Annotated in this window: 11 protein-coding genes; 5 read left to right on the top strand and 6 right to left on the bottom strand. The window is 36.7% G+C overall.

The window, feature by feature from the left end; translation table 11 throughout:
- The first annotated feature begins 327 nt into the window (after window positions 1–327).
- Genes nth through MM213_RS18465 form a run of 3 tightly spaced genes read left to right on the top strand, consistent with a single transcriptional unit; the run spans window position 328 to window position 4,016 of the window.
- Complete coding sequence (gene nth / locus MM213_RS18475; protein ID WP_241414375.1) at window positions 328–1,005, top strand: endonuclease III; 678 nt, start codon at window positions 328–330, stop codon at window positions 1,003–1,005.
- A 3-nt stretch (window positions 1,006–1,008) separates the two neighbouring features.
- Window positions 1,009–2,796: an asparagine synthase (glutamine-hydrolyzing) gene (gene asnB / locus MM213_RS18470; protein WP_241414374.1), complete on the top strand. Its 1,788-nt coding sequence runs from the start codon at window positions 1,009–1,011 to the stop codon at window positions 2,794–2,796.
- Entirely contained in the window at window positions 2,778–4,016 is a 1,239-nt protein-coding gene (locus tag MM213_RS18465) for a glycosyltransferase family 4 protein (protein ID WP_241414373.1), read from the top strand. The genes asnB and MM213_RS18465 overlap by 19 nt, the downstream gene beginning before the upstream one ends.
- Here MM213_RS18465 and gldB read toward each other — a convergent pair.
- The gene (gldB, locus tag MM213_RS18460) at window positions 3,985–4,995 is read right to left on the bottom strand and encodes a gliding motility lipoprotein GldB (RefSeq protein WP_241414372.1); all 1,011 of its coding nucleotides are present in this window, start codon (window positions 4,993–4,995) and stop codon (window positions 3,985–3,987) included. The two genes, MM213_RS18465 and gldB, sit on opposite strands and share 32 nt — an antisense overlap.
- A gap of 308 nt (window positions 4,996–5,303) precedes the next feature.
- Between gldB and MM213_RS18455 the strand changes: the two genes are divergently transcribed.
- Window positions 5,304–6,269 carry a fasciclin domain-containing protein gene (locus MM213_RS18455; protein ID WP_241414371.1) on the top strand — a complete coding sequence of 322 codons (966 nt, stop codon included), beginning with the start codon at window positions 5,304–5,306 and terminating at the stop codon, window positions 6,267–6,269.
- Window positions 6,270–6,391: 122 nt separating this feature from the next.
- Here the strand turns inward: MM213_RS18455 and MM213_RS18450 are convergent, their stop codons facing one another.
- Together MM213_RS18450 and MM213_RS18445 are read right to left on the bottom strand one after the other, a co-directional pair.
- Window positions 6,392–10,741, bottom strand: a complete 4,350-nt coding sequence (locus MM213_RS18450; RefSeq protein ID WP_241414370.1) for a DUF748 domain-containing protein — start codon at window positions 10,739–10,741, stop codon at window positions 6,392–6,394.
- Between the two features lie 704 nt (window positions 10,742–11,445).
- Window positions 11,446–12,486 (bottom strand): RluA family pseudouridine synthase, encoded by a 1,041-nt coding sequence (locus MM213_RS18445; RefSeq protein WP_241414369.1) that lies wholly within the window; start codon window positions 12,484–12,486, stop codon window positions 11,446–11,448.
- Between the two features lie 59 nt (window positions 12,487–12,545).
- On the opposite strand from MM213_RS18445, the gene MM213_RS18440 reads away from it, so the two are divergent.
- A complete protein-coding gene (locus MM213_RS18440) occupies window positions 12,546–13,463 on the top strand; it encodes a 1-aminocyclopropane-1-carboxylate deaminase/D-cysteine desulfhydrase (RefSeq protein WP_369413962.1) in 918 nt (305 codons plus the stop codon).
- Window position 13,464: 1 nt separating this feature from the next.
- On the opposite strand, the gene MM213_RS18435 is transcribed toward MM213_RS18440, so the two are convergent.
- The 3 genes from MM213_RS18435 to MM213_RS18425 all read right to left on the bottom strand — a co-directional run bounded on the left by MM213_RS18435 (window position 13,465) and on the right by MM213_RS18425 (window position 17,842).
- Complete coding sequence (locus tag MM213_RS18435; protein WP_241414368.1) at window positions 13,465–14,100, bottom strand: AlbA family DNA-binding domain-containing protein; 636 nt, start codon at window positions 14,098–14,100, stop codon at window positions 13,465–13,467.
- Between the two features lie 292 nt (window positions 14,101–14,392).
- On the bottom strand, window positions 14,393–16,435 hold the full coding sequence (gene uvrB / locus MM213_RS18430) for an excinuclease ABC subunit UvrB (RefSeq protein WP_241414367.1): 2,043 nt from the start codon (window positions 16,433–16,435) through the stop codon (window positions 14,393–14,395).
- A gap of 216 nt (window positions 16,436–16,651) precedes the next feature.
- The gene (locus MM213_RS18425; RefSeq protein ID WP_241414366.1) at window positions 16,652–17,842 is read right to left on the bottom strand and encodes an Lnb N-terminal periplasmic domain-containing protein; all 1,191 of its coding nucleotides are present in this window, start codon (window positions 17,840–17,842) and stop codon (window positions 16,652–16,654) included.
- Between the last annotated feature and the right edge of the window lie 62 nt (window positions 17,843–17,904).

Genomic DNA, 17,904 nt, shown 5'->3' with positions numbered 1-17,904 from the left:
AAAGGTAAAGGTGGTGAATAATTATTTTATAAGTGAATCCGCTTTATTGCACGTAGCCAATAAATAGAATGTTTGATAAATGATTTGAGGTTCTGATGACAGTTGTCAGGTGACGATAATCCGCAACACATAAAACCTCTTCTGAACCAATGTGCACCATTGCGGATACTCATATCATTTTAAGTGTATTTTGGTGTTGAAGCGGATAAACATAATAAATAGAACCATATTTAGAACGATCATTCTATTTACTTGTTGTAATTAAACAAATTCTGAATGGTAAATCAATTAGAAGCTTGCTATTTTTAGAAATCAAAAAGAAAAAGAATGCTAAAAAAAGAAAGATATAAGACCTTCATTGATCATTTTGAAGAAAACATGCCAGTTGCTGAGACTGAGTTAAGCTATGAAAATCCGTTTCAGTTGCTTGTAGCGGTAGTTTTGAGTGCACAGTGTACTGACAAAAGGGTAAATATTGTCACCCAAACCTTGTTTCAGCATTTCCCAACTCCTGAGCATTTGGCTTCTACACATTTTGATGAGCTTTTTCCCTATATCCGAAGTATTTCCTATCCCAACAACAAGACTAAGCACCTTATTGGATTGGGAAAAATGCTTGTGGAAGACTTTAACAGCGAAGTTCCTTCTACTGTAGAGGAACTTATAAGGCTTCCAGGTGTCGGACGGAAAACTGCGAATGTAATCACCTCTGTGGTTTGGAACCAACCAAATATGGCCGTTGACACGCATGTTTTTAGAGTTTCAAAAAGATTGGGATTGGTTCCTCAAAATGCAAAAACACCCTTGGAAGTCGAAAAACAATTGATCAAAAACATCCCTTCCAAATATGTGCACAAAGCACATCATTGGTTGATCTTGCATGGACGCTATGTTTGCTTAGCAAGAAAGCCAAAATGTGAAGCATGTACGATTACGCATTTTTGCAGGTATTTTGAAAAGACCAATAAACTTCAAGCCAAGCCCTCAGAAGAATTAGAAAATTAAGGTATGTGTGGTATCAATCTGATCATTAATCCTAAAGAAGACGGAAAATCTACCATACAAAAAATGATGCAGGCTACGCAGCACCGTGGGCCTGACTTTTCTGATTTTTGTCAAATTACCGAAGGAGTTTGGATCGCAGGCAACAGATTAAAAATCCTAGATCTGAGTGCCGCATCCAATCAACCCTTTTGGTCAGAAGACAAATCTTGTGTTTTGGTGTGGAATGGCGCACTTTACAATTACCAAGATTTAAGAAACAATCTTTTAGATCTTGGCTATAATTTCAAGACCAATTCAGATTCAGAGGTGCTTCTGCTATGGCTCAAGCACTATGGTTCAGATAAAATTGAAGAATTGAAAGGCATGTTTGCCTTTATCTTTGTCAATATTTCCCTTCAGCAAATCACAATTGCGAGAGACCCTTCTGGAGAGAAGCCTCTTTATTTTTACCAAAATGAAGAAACTTGGTGTTTTTCTTCTGAATCAAGGGGTGTTTTGGCAGGTTTTGGAAATGAAATTAGGATCGATAAAAGTCAATTCTTACCATATTTTTATTCTAGACATTCATTTCCAGATAGAAGTTTTTACCATGATGTCTCGCAGCATTTGCCAGGAAAAGGCTTGACATTGGATTTTAATGGTAAAACAGTACACAAATTTGAATGGACTCAGCCTAAGTTAATTCAGGATGTCCCTTCGCAAGAGGAATTTGAGAGCAAGCTGAAAGATGCAGTTCTCAAAAATTTCCATGCAGAGAGGCCGGTGGGAATAATTCTGAGTGGTGGGGCGGACAGCAGTTTGCTTTACAGGTTGTGGACGGAAGAAACAGGCCAACCTGTGGCTACCTTTACAGCAGCATTTGAGAAAAAATACCAGGCAAAATACAAGGATCCTGTTTTTGCAAAAAAGCTTACAAGTCAGTTTGAAGGCTTCCACACTGAAGTACTAGTCACTCCCGAGAAGATTCAGAAACATTGGCAAGAGTATATTGCGGGGATGGATCAGCCGATAGGGGATAGTGCTGGGATTCTGACTTGGCTGATTGCAAAAGAGGCAAAGGAAAAGGTTCAAGTACTCATTTCCGGTGCTGGTGCGGATGAATTGTTTGGTGGCTACACGAGACATTCGGCTTTTGCCAAATATCTCAAAAACCCAAAATTCTACCTCCAAATCAAAAAACTGTCAGAAAACCTGCCACTTCCAAAACCTTACAAAAAATTCCTAAATGGAATCGATTCTGATCCTGAAAGGACTTTTCTAAACTTTGCATCTTTGATGAATATTCCTGATGATGAATATTCCAAATTTCAGCAATGGTATCCAAAAGATGCAGGGATTTTTCAGAATGCGCTCAATTTTGACAGGGAATATTACTTGGTCAATGATGTACTCAAAATCCACGACAATGTATGCATGACACAGGGCATAGAAGGGCGATCTCCATATTTGGATTTTGAGATGATCCAATGGACAAAGGGTTTTTCCGAAGATCAGACGCTTTTATATTCAGGAAAAAAAATGATCAAAGAAGCTTTGGAAAATCGGGGTTTTGGGAGAATTGCCAAAAGGAAAAAGATCGGGTTCGGCATTCCTATCAAAGAATGGTTGCAAGAAAACGAGAGTTTCAGAAAGTGGGTATTTGGTACAATCAAGGAAATGAATGCTAAATGGGCTGCTGATTTCCCACAGAAAATGCAGCAAATTGCAAAAGCTCCAGAGAAAGTCTATAAAGACCAATTTCTATTGGTGTGGAATCTTTTTATCTTAGCATCATGGCTCAAGAATCAGTAATGAGGATCATTTACATTCACCAGTATTTTTTGACTCCCGAAGAGGGTGGCGCCATAAGATCCTATCATTTGGCAAAGGGAATGGTAGAGGCGGGGATTGTGGTAGATATGATTACGAGTCACAATAAGGATTACTATGACCTGAAAATCATCGATGGGATTAGAGTCCATTATCTGCCTGTGCATTATAGACAAGAGTGGGGATTCTTCAAGAGGGTTGTTTCGTTTCTGAAATTTGTCAAATTAGCCAAAAAATGGGTTTCCAAACTTCCTAGACCAGATTACTTGTACATTACTTCCACTCCTCTGACCACAGGGCTGATTGGGCTTTGGGCAAAAAGGAGATATGCAGTTCCTTACTTTTTTGAAATCCGAGACCTATGGCCTGATGCTCCTATTCAGGTAGGTGCAATCAACAATCCATTGATCAAGCGGTTTCTTTTTACTTTGGAAAGACGTATTTATAGGCATGCTTTGAAATGCATTGCACTTTCTCCCGGAATTGCCAATACAGTCAGAATGAGAACTGAAACCAAAGTGACAATCATACCGAACATTTCTGACACTTCATTTTTCTTTCCCCAAAAGAAAAGCCCCAAACTATTGGATAAGTATAAGCTAAAAGATCAATTTACAATCATTTACACAGGTGCTTTGGGTCAGGTAAATGCTGTCGAGGAATTATTAGAAATTGCTAATCTTTCACAAGTAAAAAATAAAGGTTATCAATTTATTGTTCTCGGAAAAGGCTCCAAACTGCCAGAACTACTTGAAAAGAAAACAAAGCTTAAACTTGAAAACGTGAAATTTCTGGATTTTGGAAACAAAGAAAAAGTAGCTGACTTGCTATCTCTTTCAGATATGGCATTTATTTCGTTTGACCACCTGCCTGTGTTGAAAACAAACAGCCCAAATAAGTTTTTTGATGCGCTTGCTTCGGGAAAAGCTATTCTTGTCAACCACAAAGGATGGGTCTATGAACTCACCAAAAAGTACAATCTTGGAATCTACCATGACCCTCAAAACCTAGAGTTGACTATTGAGATGATAGATAGACTTTGCGATGACAAGCGGCTTTTGGATAAATATCAACAAAATGCAAGGAAATTGGCTGTGGAACATTTTTCCAAAGAAATTGCTGTCAAGCGGCTTTTGTCACTGATTGATGAGAAAAAATTTGGTCAGGAGTTTACTGACGAGGTTTATATCCTGACTGCCTAAAGATCAGTTCAGCATCCTGATTTTCCATCAAAACATCTAAAGGAACATCTTGATTGATTCTGTAATCATCCACAATATTCCACCCTAGCCATCTTCCGATCCTTCCCGGTGCATCTGGACTGATCACATCAGTAGCAGGAGCCTCACCAGTATATTGCCTGATTTCAAACGGATTGGTGATAAATAGCAGATCATTTTCTATGAAGTGTGACCAAATGAATTTCTCATTGGCAAAACAAGAAGCAACTTCTTCCGAAGTGTAGCCTATAATATAGTCGTCAGGTGTGCATGGTAAAATAGCCTTGGTGAAATGGTATGCTTTCCCATAAAAGATCATTTCTGCTAAGAGGGAATTTTGATTTTGATCTACCTTATTGTATTTCGATGATATGGCCGTTACGATCATCGGAACTATGTAGTCACGCTCGTATCGATCAGCAATATACCTTGGAAGTTCTTCAGGCTGGAATCTATGTTCCTTTGGTAGAAAATAATCCAAACCAACAATAATCATATCGTCGGAGATATATAGATCATTGCTGAATCCTGATAAAAATGTATAAACCTTCGGGATTTTAAAATCCGGAAAATAATACTTGATGTAAGCAAAAGCATTATTCAGGTCTATTTCCAGTTGGTTTACATCTACATAGTTTTTTTTCACTTCACTATAAAGCTCCTGCATCAGCGTGTCCTGATTGATTGACAAGAGTTCTTTAGCCAATTCTTCTTTGTTATTGTAAAGTTCTAACTGAAGATAATCTTTTGTGAAATCTGGATATTTTTCAAAGAGAAACAGAAATTCCTCTTTTGTCTCAGCTGTATAGAAGTAATCCTCTAGTCTGATAATGGGTAAATCCTCCAAACTATTCAAAATCTTTCCGTTCAATTCACAAACGTCTTCCGACTTTTTGCAAGAAGTAGACAGTAAAAGCACGAATGAAAATAGAATTAATAGATTTCGATATTTTTTGATCATAATAATGTATTAAAATTCAAATCTAATAGATATTGACTTGTTAACGGTTCTGATAGTATAAAATTTTCAATTTAGCCAAACTATATCTATAAATATAACTATATCAATAAAAATTGTATTCTTAGAATTTTGATTTCTTCTCAATTCAAATTCTATAGCTATTCATTTGTTTATATAAAAATACCTTTTGATTACATTTATAAACTGTTTAAATACGTTTTTGAAATTAAATACTCTTTTATGTAACATTAAAAGCTTTAAGTAGGTTAATGAAGCGTACTTTTAATAAAACTAAACCAACAAAAATTATGAAAAAGAAAAGTTTATTTAACTGGAATCTTAGATTCCCAATAGCGGCTTTGGCCTTGGGATTCGGACTTGTCGCTTGTAATGATGATGACGATACAGATCCAATCATCGAAACGAATAATGTTGTGGAGGTTGCTGCTGCAAATCCAGAGTTTTCAACATTGACTGCAGCCATTGAAACTGCTCAATTGGTACCTACTTTATCAGGCGATGGACCTTTCACAGTGTTTGCGCCGAATGATGAAGCTTTTGGTCGTTTTCTTTCTGACAATGATTTGTCTGCTGATGAATTGCTTGCAAACCCTGATCTTGCAGATATTTTGACTTATCACGTTATAAGTGGAAATGTAGCATCTGCTGACGTTGATCCAGGAAGAGTAAATACAGTTGCTGATTCTCCTTTCTTTGTGAGCCAAGCACCTGATGATAGTTTTTGGATTAATGGTAATGCTAAAATCACAGCCACAGACGTGAGTGCTTCTAATGGTGTAATCCATGTATTGGATAATGTTATTACTGCTCCATCGCAAAACATTGCTGAAATTGCAACTGCTTTATCTACTTCTGATTCCCCTGAGTTTACACAATTGGTAGCTGCTTTGGTAAGAGCTGACCTTGTTGAAACATTTATGGGTGGATTTGAAGATAACTTTACAGTATTTGCGCCAACAGATGCTGCTTTTGAAGCACTTTTTGAAGCATTGGATGTGAATGGAGTGGATGAAATTGAAGTAGACTTTTTGGCTGATGTTCTGAAATATCATGTTGTAGATGCAAGAAGATTTTTTCAGGACTTAAGACAAGATGCAGTAATTGAAACTATGTTGGATGATGCTACATTAACAGTTGATTTGGGTAATAGACAAATCAATGATGCAAGTTTAGATGATAACCTTGTGAATATTCATGCAACTAACGGTGTTATTCATGTGATTGACCAAGTATTGGTGCCGCCAACAGAATAATATTAAAAATAATACAATTAAAAAAGGGAAGTTATGATGCTTCCCTTTTTTTATGAAAAGACTCTTTTTAGCTCATAAGAATATACCTACCAAGTAAGTGTATTATCAAGAAGGATGAGCAATCAATCATCTTCTTTCCTCTTCAAAACAGGAAGTTTTTTTGGTGGTTTTGATTGTCCGAGACCTACACTTCCCTTCAAACCGGAAATTGTGGTAGTCCACCAATAATTGAATATAAATTTCTCGGTATTCCTTGGCTCATAAATTGACCCTCGTACAGTGTTTCTAGGGAATTTGCGAGGATTATTACTTCGAACAGCAAAAACATTTAAGACAAATGTTAAGATTTTCTTTCTTCCAACACCTTTTTCCAATGTCCTTTCATCCAATAGGTCAAGCTTGAGGTCATTGTAAAGAAAGAGCATACTTCCTATAGCTTCTTTATTATCTGCTGTAAAATTCCAATTGCCACTTTTGACAGTTCCTTCCCTTATCCGAGCAAAGGCGTTTGGAATTAGGATAGAATTGATCGAGCGTAGGTCAAATTCACCGATTTGCACATTGAGTGTCATTGGGTAAGGTGCAGAAAACGACATCTCGCCTTGAAGGTTGAGAGGTGCTTCTCCATTAAGTTTTGCAGAGGCAAGTAGCGTTCCCTGATCGACTTGATAGTTTTCCGGATCCTTTCCTAAGTGGAAGGGAAATATGGTGGCATAAAGCTCTTCAAAACTGATTTTTCCTGGAACCAAGCCATTCTTAGGGAATTCGACATACTTTATTGTTCCATTTTTCAAAACAAGCGTGTCCAATTTTACTATAAAACCTACTTGCTTCATAAGCTCTTGAGGCATGTATTTATACACATCTTTTGGTGCAGGAAATCTCTTGTCTCTATAGATAACAGCGTCTAGATCCTCAACTTCCAACAATACGGAATGCAGCTCTTGATTATCTATCAGCATTTCCAGATTTGGATGATGAACCAATATTTCAGGAATAAAAATTTCTGCAATATCCGCTTCTTTCCCTATTTCCCTAGCATAAGCAAAGCGGCCAATTCTAGGCTTCATAGTGACATTTTGAAGAGAAATCAAATCGTTTTTGACTGAAGCTAAACCTATGTTTACTACGTTCAAACAGTCTTTTGTGTAAATCTTATAGTTTGGAATGCTGACTTCGAAGTCCTTCTTTAATATGTCTGATTTGTCAAAATTCTCTAGATCGTTTAGATTTAGATACATCTTGTCCAAAGTGATATTCAGGTTATTGAAGTGCCTTGGGTCTTTGGATGTATCCTTATTGAAAAAAGCCAAATTCCCATCCACTATTTCGAATTCATCTATTCTGATAGTTTCCAACACTGACTCTACTTCTTCTTTGAATTCCTTTTCTTGATCCGCTAGATCAACATCATCCAAGAAAATCTCAATATCTGGCCTAAACAATCTCAGTTCACTGATCCAAAGATCTTTTTTCATTTGTATATCAGCCAATGCAGATGTCTTGATCAAAGCAGTAGGGATATGTCCAGAAAACACAGGTGAGCCGGGTTTTCCAGACAAAGTATTGGGGATCACCCTCAAATTATTCAACAAAACACCCTCGTACCTTGTATCCAATTCAACTTTAGAAAATGTGACACGATGAATACTGTCAGACAGTGTAAGCCAAAACTCATCTACATCAAGAGCCAAACCACCAAAGAAGCCTGAAATATCACCCTTTGCCAAGATGGTTGAGTCCAATAAAAAATCATATACTGAGAGGTTGATCCCTGTATTGACCAATTCCCTTCTACTTCCCTCTTCTTGAAAAGAAAGACTGAAATTCGCGTTTTCAGCAGATACTGTATCGATGTTGATGATATTGATAGTTTTTGGCAAAGTCCTTTCTCTACCTTTTTCATTATCTGAAACATTAGAGCTATTTACATCTCGGTTGACCAGGATATTTACAGAAGATCCAGAGAATTTCACCTTATTCAGACTCAAGCTATTGTCAAATAGAAATGCTTCTAGATCGACTCCCGTGAATGAGAGGGTGGGAATGATAGCAGAAACTTGAGTCTTAAATTCAGATGATTTACTTGGAGTTAATCTTACATTAGATGTGACAATCTCTTCCCTTGAAGTATTGAAATTGATCCGGTCTGCAATGATATTGTATCTTCCATCAGCAATGCTGAAGACATAATTATTCAATTTTAAATCCACTTCTTCAGAATACAAAAGCCTAAAATCTTCTGGTTTTGTATTTTTGTCGATGTGGAAATTTTTGACAGCAATACTCACATTGTCCTCTGCAAATGTCCGCATCCTATCTCTCACATAATTTTCATAATTCAGACTTCCTTTTATCAAAATAAGTGAGTCAACTGATACCTCGCTAAAATAATTTCCAAGCAAATCAAGTATCTCTTCTTTTTCTACTTTGTCTTCTCCGTCATCATCCTTGGTTCTGTAGCTATAAACATTGATTTTGGGCGAAGGGACACGTATTTGATCGATTTTTAGTTTGTCGTTGAAAATGGCTTCTGAAATATCTACACCTGTTGCCAAAAATTGAGGCACATAAATATCCAATATTGTGTTTTTATCATACCTATCTAAAGAAGTCTGAATTTGATCAGGAGAAAATGGACTTATGGAAAAACCATCGATTTGAACTCTTGAAGTTTTGGTATCCAAAAACAATCTATCTGCCTTGAAAACATGTAGGTTATCCGCCAATTTCAATGCATAATCAGTCAGCTCAATCTGAAGCTCTTCTGCGAGAAAGAAACCTTTTCGATCACCTTTATCAATAAAATTGTCCAAGGCAAATTTTTCCAAAACAAAACTTATGTTTCCAAATGAAAGACTGTCCTGCCTTACTCTAATATTATTGTCAATGACCAAAGACCCCTGATTTACTTCAAACCTTTGTATATATATGGCTTTCAAAAAATCTTCAGTCAACCCTTGCAAATCGAATGGTTTACTTTCTCCATCAAGATCTCCCATTACATCTCTCAAAACTATCTCAGGACGATCCAAAAAAACATCTTTAATGTCAATTATTCCCTGATTATATATCTTCCTTAGGTTAGCATCACTAATACCCAGTTGGGGAACTTTGATTTCAATAAGCGTTACTTCATTGTTGATTTGAAGATCTTCTATTGGGGCTATAGTTGCTCCTTTGATCATTATATCATCAGTAAAAGAAGATAAAGTGACTAATTCTCCTTTGATCAAATGGATTTTATCTCCTAGAGCAACCTCTACTTTTTTGAGTTCTAATGACGCGTCTTTGGCATAAAAAAATTGATCTTTCTTTTTGATTTCATTTGGACCTACATAGACTTCTTGCATTTCAAAGTTTATCTGATCCGCTTTTATTCTATGATTTTTAAGATCATTAACATCTCTTTGGGTAAACTTTCCCTCTTCAATATTTAGATTTTGGATAGAAATGGCACTTAGTATCCCTTTTACCAATTCATACAAATCAAAGATCCCTTTTTCGGATTTTGATTCATTGACACGAGTATATAAATCAAATTCTGGTTTAAATAGTTTCAACTCTCCAACTTCGACTTCTGAAGTGTAAAAAACTTTATTAATATCTGCATCTGTCAATTTCAAATCTTCAAGACTGACCTGAAAATAGTTTGTCGAAAATCTATTTAAATCAGGATTAATGTCTACTTTTTTTGCTTTAATAAACTGCTCTAGAGATGAAATGTGAACTTCTTGAGCTTTGATAGTATGAACACTATCCGCCAATAAAATTTCAAAATTCTCCAAATCCAATGTAAAGCCTTCTGCATTTAATGGCGTTTCTGGACTTCTTGTTTGAAGCAACTGAATATCTTTAACATGGATATATGCATTCTCCATTTTTATGGCTCTTTGCGAAATGAAATTTTTGAATAGCAAATCTGCATCGTCCACCTTGAGATTTTTTATCCTAATTTCCTCCAAGCCTATATTACCAAAAGATTTTTTGATTTCATCTTCCAATAATTGAAGAGCGGAAGTTTCGCCCTCAACATACATTTCTTCCAATTCATCTTCCAATCTAAACTCGATCGATGGACTTTTGAGATGAATCATCCCCAATTGCAGTTCTTTTTTTCTAAAAAGATAATTCAATCTTGTAAGTGATATTTTTGGAATAGAGATTTTGTAATATGGAATATCTGTCAAATCTGAAAACACTTCATCGACTGGATTGAGCGAGAAACCCTCAAAAATAATCCCTCTTTGAAAAAGAGAAATGTAAAATCTATCAAAGTCTACTTCATATTTCTCTTCTGAGGATTCGCTAACTTTTTGCTTGACATAGCTTCTTAAAAAAAAATCAGATGAATAATAAATAACCACCTGTAGAGTCAGAAGAATAGCCATGACGATTCCTATAGGTTTGAGATACTTCAAACCATTATTTTTTGAATTTTCATTGTGGCTTTTTGAATCTGGCATCATCATTCTACTAAAGTAAAAGTAATACAATTAGAATGTAAAAGAAGAATTTTAATGCAATATCGCAACCTGATTAAAGTTTGTGATTTCCTATAAAATTCAGGACATGTCGGATAACGCAAAAAAATATTGTTTATGGTGTATTTGTGGTAAAAAATCGATGAATACAGTTGCCATATTCAAACAAAATCCGGCTAATAGAAATAAAAAAAGCTATGAAATACAATTTCATAGCTTAGTCAATTAACAATAAACCCAAAATAACCTGATGATTGATAAGGAATCGAACCTTTATTCAGTTTTAGAATCGTGACCGTCTCACTTCAAACATTAAAAAGAGACACTTTTTATCTCTGATTACCTTACAAAGATAAGCACCAAATTTTATTCTTGAAAATATTATAACGAAATGGCTTAAAATTTACATTATATTTAATTTTAAGCCTTTTTATTTAATCAAATAATAATTACAACGATTGCGAAAATTCAATTATTGAAAACTTGATAACAGCATATCGGTTTCCATAACAATTAATTGCGCTAAAACCTTTTAGTTTATTAAATCATGGATGAAAAAGAGGCTAATTTCTTTACAAATTAGCCTCTTTTCAAAAGGTTTTAATAATTCACTTCTTTGAATAATTTTCCAGATCGAAAAATTTTTCTTTTAAATTTAATTGTTTGGTATGTGGCAGTAGATTATTTGGAGCTTAGCTTTCATAAACTACATACTGATCCCATTTCTCTAATACAGTCAAAAAATCTTCCGGCAATGGCGCCTCAAAATACATTCTTTCCTTGGTGATTGGGTGTACAAAGCCGAGTGATTTGGCATGAAGCGCCTGTCTTGGGATTATTTTGAAGCAATTTTGGATAAATGATTTGTATTTCGAAAACTGTGTACCTTTTCTGATTTTATCTCCTCCATACATCGCATCATTGAACAAAGGATGACCAATGTGCTTCATGTGGGCACGGATTTGATGGGTTCTTCCTGTCTCCAAATTGCACTGTATCAAGGAAACATATCTCAATCTTTTGATTACTTTATAATGTGTAATCGCGTGCTTGCCCTCACTGCCATCTGGAAATGCTGCCATCACTTTTCGATCCTTGGCACTTCTACCTACGTGTGCATTGATGGTTCCTTCATCCTCTTGAGGTTCTCCCCAAACTAATGCCAAGTATGTTCTGTCTATAGTATGGTGAAAAAATTGGTTTGCCAAATCAGTCATCGCCGTCTCGGATTTTGCGATAACAAGAAGACCCGATGTGTCTTTATCAATCCTATGCACCAATCCAGGTCTTCCACTGTTTCCTGGCAATTCTGGCAATTGATTGAAATAATGCACCAAGCCATTGACTAAAGTCCCCGTCCAATTACCATGGGCTGGATGAACGACCATTCCTGCTGGCTTATTGATAATCAAAAGATATTCATCTTCAAAAACTATATCCAACGGGATCTCTTCAGGGACTACTTCGGAGTTCATCACAGGTTTTTCTAGATAAACCTTGATTTCATCCATCGGTTTGATTTTGTAATTTGACTTGACTACACTTCCATTGACAGTAATGTGACCATTATCAATCGCTGTCTGTACCTTATTTCTAGTCGAATTTGCTATTTTATCAGTCAAAAACTTATCAATCCTTATCAAAGACTGCTTTTTGTCTATATTGAAACTATAATGTTCAAAAAGCTCTACTTCCTCTTCATCGAAGTTTTCTAATTCAAATTCCTCTGCCATGGTACAAAAGTAAGGCTAGTTTAACAAAGTTTCGGATATTTGCCCATATAAATCCAATAATGATGCTAATACCACAAAGGATCACTACCGAAAAAATCTCTTATCCACTTTGGGAGGACAAAGGAATAGAAATTTCGATCAAAAGGCTGGATCAAATCCATGAACTTGCTTCTGGCAATAAGTTTTTCAAACTGAAATACAATCTGGAAAAAGCAATAAGTGAGGGACATGACACTATTTTGACTTTTGGCGGTGCATACTCCAATCATATCTATGCGTGTGCTGCTGCCGCAAAGTCAGCAAACCTCCACAGCATTGGCATAATTAGGGGAGAGGAAACACTCCCGCTAAACCCAACTATCGCTAGTGCTTTGGAGCATGGCATGCATATTCATTATGTGAGCAGGGAAGAATATAGAAAAAAAACCGAAAGTGATTTCTTGATTTCATTGAAAGAAAAGTTTGGAAATTTTTACATGATTCCAGAAGGTGGCAACAATGAAGAGGCTATCAAAGGTACAACAGAGATTTTAGACCAAGATGATTCGGAATATACTCATATTGCTACCTCTATCGGCACTGGAGGTACATTTTCAGGTCTTGCAAATAAAATCAACGAAGATCAAATCCTTATGGGTTTCTCTTCCCTGAAAGGTGATTTTATCCATGACGAAATAAAATCCCTACTTGAAAAATATAAAATTACGCCAAAAGGAAAGACGCAAGTTATTGACCAATATCATTTTGGTGGATATGGTAAAGTCAATTCAGATTTGATCGATTTTATCAGGTGGTTTTACAAAGAATTTGAAATTGCGATAGAACCGATATATACAGGAAAAATGATTTATGGCTTGTTTGAAATGATCAAAAATGATCAAATAGCTTCAGGTTCAAAAATTCTGATCCTCCACACTGGGGGACTTCAGGGGCTGGCAGGGTTCAACCATCGATATGGCTTATCACTTCCATTGTAAATTATGGTTTAAGCATATACTGGTCTTCAATTTCTTGGGGAATTATCTGAAGTACATTTGCCAATACCAGCCTTATGAGTGTTTTGGAAGCTAAAAACTTAGGCAACTTTGCTAGATATGCAAATTCCTTCAAAGTAATCCTTTCACGTTCTGCCAAGGCTTGCATCAAAATGGTTTCCTTTTGACCATAAGTAAACACCATGTCTTTGGGATTTTTTCCTCTTCTCAAAATTTCCCAAACCTCTCTACTTGCCTGCACAGTCTTGTCCCCCACTCTGATATAGGCTTTTTTTCTTTCATCTTCTTTGAGATAATGTGGTCTTCCATCTGATTTGGGAATTTGAAATACAGCTACTCCTTTTTTCGGATTCAACTTGAAAGTTGTTAATTCATATCCCAAAGCCGGGAAAATCAATTTTTGTATGGCTTTTTCCATGACAAAAACCTCCTCTTCTATAAATCGTTGACCGCTTACAGTTCCATCATCATCTACACCTATCAGCAAAACCCCTCCTTCAGTATTTGCCAAAGCAATAAATTCCCTGACGATTTTCTCAGGGTAAGCCGCCTTTTTCTTGAATTCAATCTTCAAGCCCTCTCCTTGCTGTGCATATCTATGGATGTCTTGCAATGTCATGTTGATGATTTTTATTGGAAAGGGTTTGGGGGTGATATTTAAATTTATTTTTAAAATAGTTGAGACTTATTTTGCACTTACCCCTCGTTTTAGAGACAAGTTATTTCGATTAGAGGAGCTTGCCTCGTAGAATTAAAAGGAGAAATCTCGAGCTGAAATTTTGACACTTTTCATTTTCCCACTTCTTTATGTCTTTCTTCTCGTCTCTCGCTTCTCGTCTCTCGCTTCTCGTCTCTTGCTTTTCATTGGCAAAAACCTTCGGGGTTTTGGCAAACCCCAAAGGTTGAGAGGTTTATTTCTTCACACCTCTCTCCACATCAGCAAGACGATTTTTCATTCCTTGCCATTCATCTCTCAGACGCGCTGCTTCCATGAAGTTGAGGTCTTTGGCTGCTTTTTCCATTTGCTTTTGTGTATGGCCAATCAATTTTTCCAGTTTATCTTTGCTGAGATACTGAACCAATGGATCTGCAGCAACCATGGCTTCCAGCTCAAGATTCTCTTGATACAGTTTAGCATTTTTCTTGCTGTCTGCGACCTTGGTCTGACCCATAATTTTCTCTCTGGACTTGAGGATAGTTTTTGGGGTGATACCATGTTTTTCATTGTACTCCATTTGGACTCCTCTTCTTCGCTTGGTTTCATCAATTGCCATTTTCATGGAATCTGTAACCCTATCTGCATACATGATTACACGGCCGTTTTCATTTCGGGCAGCTCGTCCTATTGTCTGAACCAAACTCCTTTCATTTCGCAAGAAACCTTCCTTATCAGCATCCAAGATGGCAACTAAAGAGACCTCTGGCAAATCCAATCCCTCTCTCAACAAGTTCACTCCCACCAACACATCAAACACACCCAGCCTCAGTTCCCTCAAAATCTCAACACGATCCAAAGGCTTAACTTCTGAGTGGATATAGCGGCTTTTTACACCTGTTCGCTCTAGGTATTTTTGCAGTTCCTCTGCCATTCTTTTGGTCAAGGTAGTAACCAAAACCCTTGCATCCGTTTTGATCGTCTGGTCTATTTCTTCCAAAAGATCATCTATTTGATTGGCACTTGGCCTTACTTCAATCAATGGATCCAGCAAACCTGTAGGACGGATAATTTGCTCCACAACCACACCTTCAGTCTGAGCAAGTTCATAGTCAGCTGGCGTGGCACTTACATAGATCACTTGATTTGTCAAACTTTCGAATTCATCAAATTTCAATGGTCTATTATCCAATGCTGATGGTAATCTGAATCCGTAATCCACCAAATTTACCTTTCTGGACCGATCACCACCCCACATTGCTCTTACTTGGGGTACCGTGACATGACTTTCATCAATGACCAATAAAAAATCATCAGGAAAATAATCCAACAAACAAAAAGGCCGTGTTCCTGGCATCCTTCTGTCAAAATAGCGAGAATAGTTCTCCACACCCGAACAATAACCCAATTCACGGATCATTTCCAAGTCAAATTCTGTCCGCTCTTTCAGTCGCTTGGCCTCTATAAGCTTCATGTCTTTTTCAAAAAACGAAACTTGAGCCATCATATCATCTTGAATCTCATGAATGGCTGTATCGATTACATCCCTTCCAGTTACGAAAAGGTTGGCGGGGAAAATTGAGATAATTTTCTCGTCAGAAATTTTCTTTCCTGTGGCGGGGTCTACTCTTTGGATCGCTTCGATTTCATCTCCCCAGAAGAAAATCCTATATGCAAAATCCGCATAAGCGACGAATACATCAACAGTATCTCCTTTTACCCTGAAAGTACCATGTGTAAGATCTGCATTTGTACGGCTGTAGAGAATATCTACTAATTTGAAAAGCAATTGATTTCGGGGGATTCTATCTCCTTCCTGAAGTCGAATGACATTTTTGGCAAATTCATCTGGATTCCCAATACCATAGATACAGGATACAGAAGCTACTACAATCACATCTCTCCTTCCCGACAAAAGTGCAGAAGTTGCACTCAATCGAAGTTTTTCTATCTCTTCATTGATGGAAAGGTCTTTTTCAATATAAGTGCCGCTTGTAGGAATAAAAGCCTCAGGCTGATAATAATCGTAGTAGGAGATAAAATACTCTACCGAATTCTCAGGGAAAAACTGCTTGAACTCTCCATACAATTGGGCGGCGAGGGTTTTGTTGTGGCTCAATACCAAAGTTGGTTTTTGAACTTGCTGAATGACATTGGCAACTGTGAATGTTTTCCCAGAACCTGTCACTCCCAACAAAACTTGCGCAGGATCACCTTCCTTGATTCCATGAACCAATTGCTCAATGGCTACGGGCTGATCACCTGTTGGTTTGTACTCTGATTGTAAGTTAAAATCCATATTGTCTCTGAGCTATCAAAGTGTAACAACGGAATACTACCAAATAGTTTGAATAAATTCACTTTTCCAAATCTGATTCTTTTGACTTTTGTATGATTGACTCCCATAGTTTTCAAATAGCAAATTTGCAAAACGCAATTAGAGAGTATATTAGCCACAACCATCAGATTTATCATAGCTAATCAGCTATTTTTATTCTAGAGAATTACTTCAATTTTATACTTGATTTACTTTTTTCATTTTCTCATAATTGTAATAAAGGAAATTAGTCCTCAAAATAATGACCAACATGATTGGAATAAGACTTGGGTGAAATGACTGCCATCCCAAAATCCAAAATACCACCGCAGCATCAGCCATGATCAATGCAAACATTAGGTATTTTCTAACCCAAGCAGAGGCATTCTTTTTCAACAAGCCATATGCCAAAACCAAATGACCGGGAAATGCCCACAGAATATTCCAGTTCCACTTTGTCTGTGAATGAAAAGTCAAAAACCAAAGCACTGCCACCAATAAACCAACAAGGCCCAAAATCCCGAACAATGTTACATCAAAACCCACAAATAGCCTTTTTCTCTTATATCCTAAATATGTGATTACCATAAAAATGATTGCAATCAGCCACATAACTAAATAAGGGTTAAATAAACTTCCTGAAAGGTTTCTCTCAGGAAACTCCAAGATTACTCTTTGGGACTTTACAAGAGGTCGAGTAGGCCCATCTCCTTCTATACTTGCTCTTTCAAAAGCCATCTCCATATAATCAGGCAAAAACTGCTTGTCTCTCTCACTTGCTTTTGCATCTATCACATATCCCAATGCCAGATCAATTCCCAAATCATACCATGGTAAAGGGTACACATACTCATCAATCAAATCCCTAAATGACTTTTCCTCAGGATCATTTATTTCATTCCATTTCAGCTGCTTACCCAGTACTTCCTCAAACAAATCACGGATTCTCGTAGCACAATTATCATAAAAAAAGTCATATCGGTAGAGCTTATTCTCGGGGAGGCTGTTGATTTTGAGAAATTTAATGACTTCCAACTTTTGCTCTTCATTAAGGTCAAGAACTTGTTCCCTGACATTTCTCTGAAAATATTGGTATTCGTAAATAAAGCGATCGAAAGTGGTTACACTCAGCATGTAATCCAATGTTCGCTGCGTGAATTTTACTACAAAATAAGGCGCATTGAAATCAAAAGTGCCATAGTTGTAAACGATGTCCTCTCCGGTCTCTTGATCAATAATCCTTATGGCGCTGTGACCAAAAACGGAGTAAATCTCATCACCTGGGTCGCAAGTCAGCAGACTGATTTGGTAAGATTCTGCTTGCGCAAAAAAGCTAAACGTATAAATAAACGTATAAGTGAGGAAGAGTTTTTTGAAAACACTTTTCATAGAACTAATTTTATTGCTTAGTAAAGTTTTTTATTTAATGACTTTTTCAAACAGGACAAATC

It is taken from the genome of Belliella alkalica (genome assembly GCF_022549785.1).
GTDB lineage: Bacteria > Bacteroidota > Bacteroidia > Cytophagales > Cyclobacteriaceae > Belliella > Belliella alkalica.
This window is presented reverse-complemented; position numbering and strand designations above follow the sequence as displayed.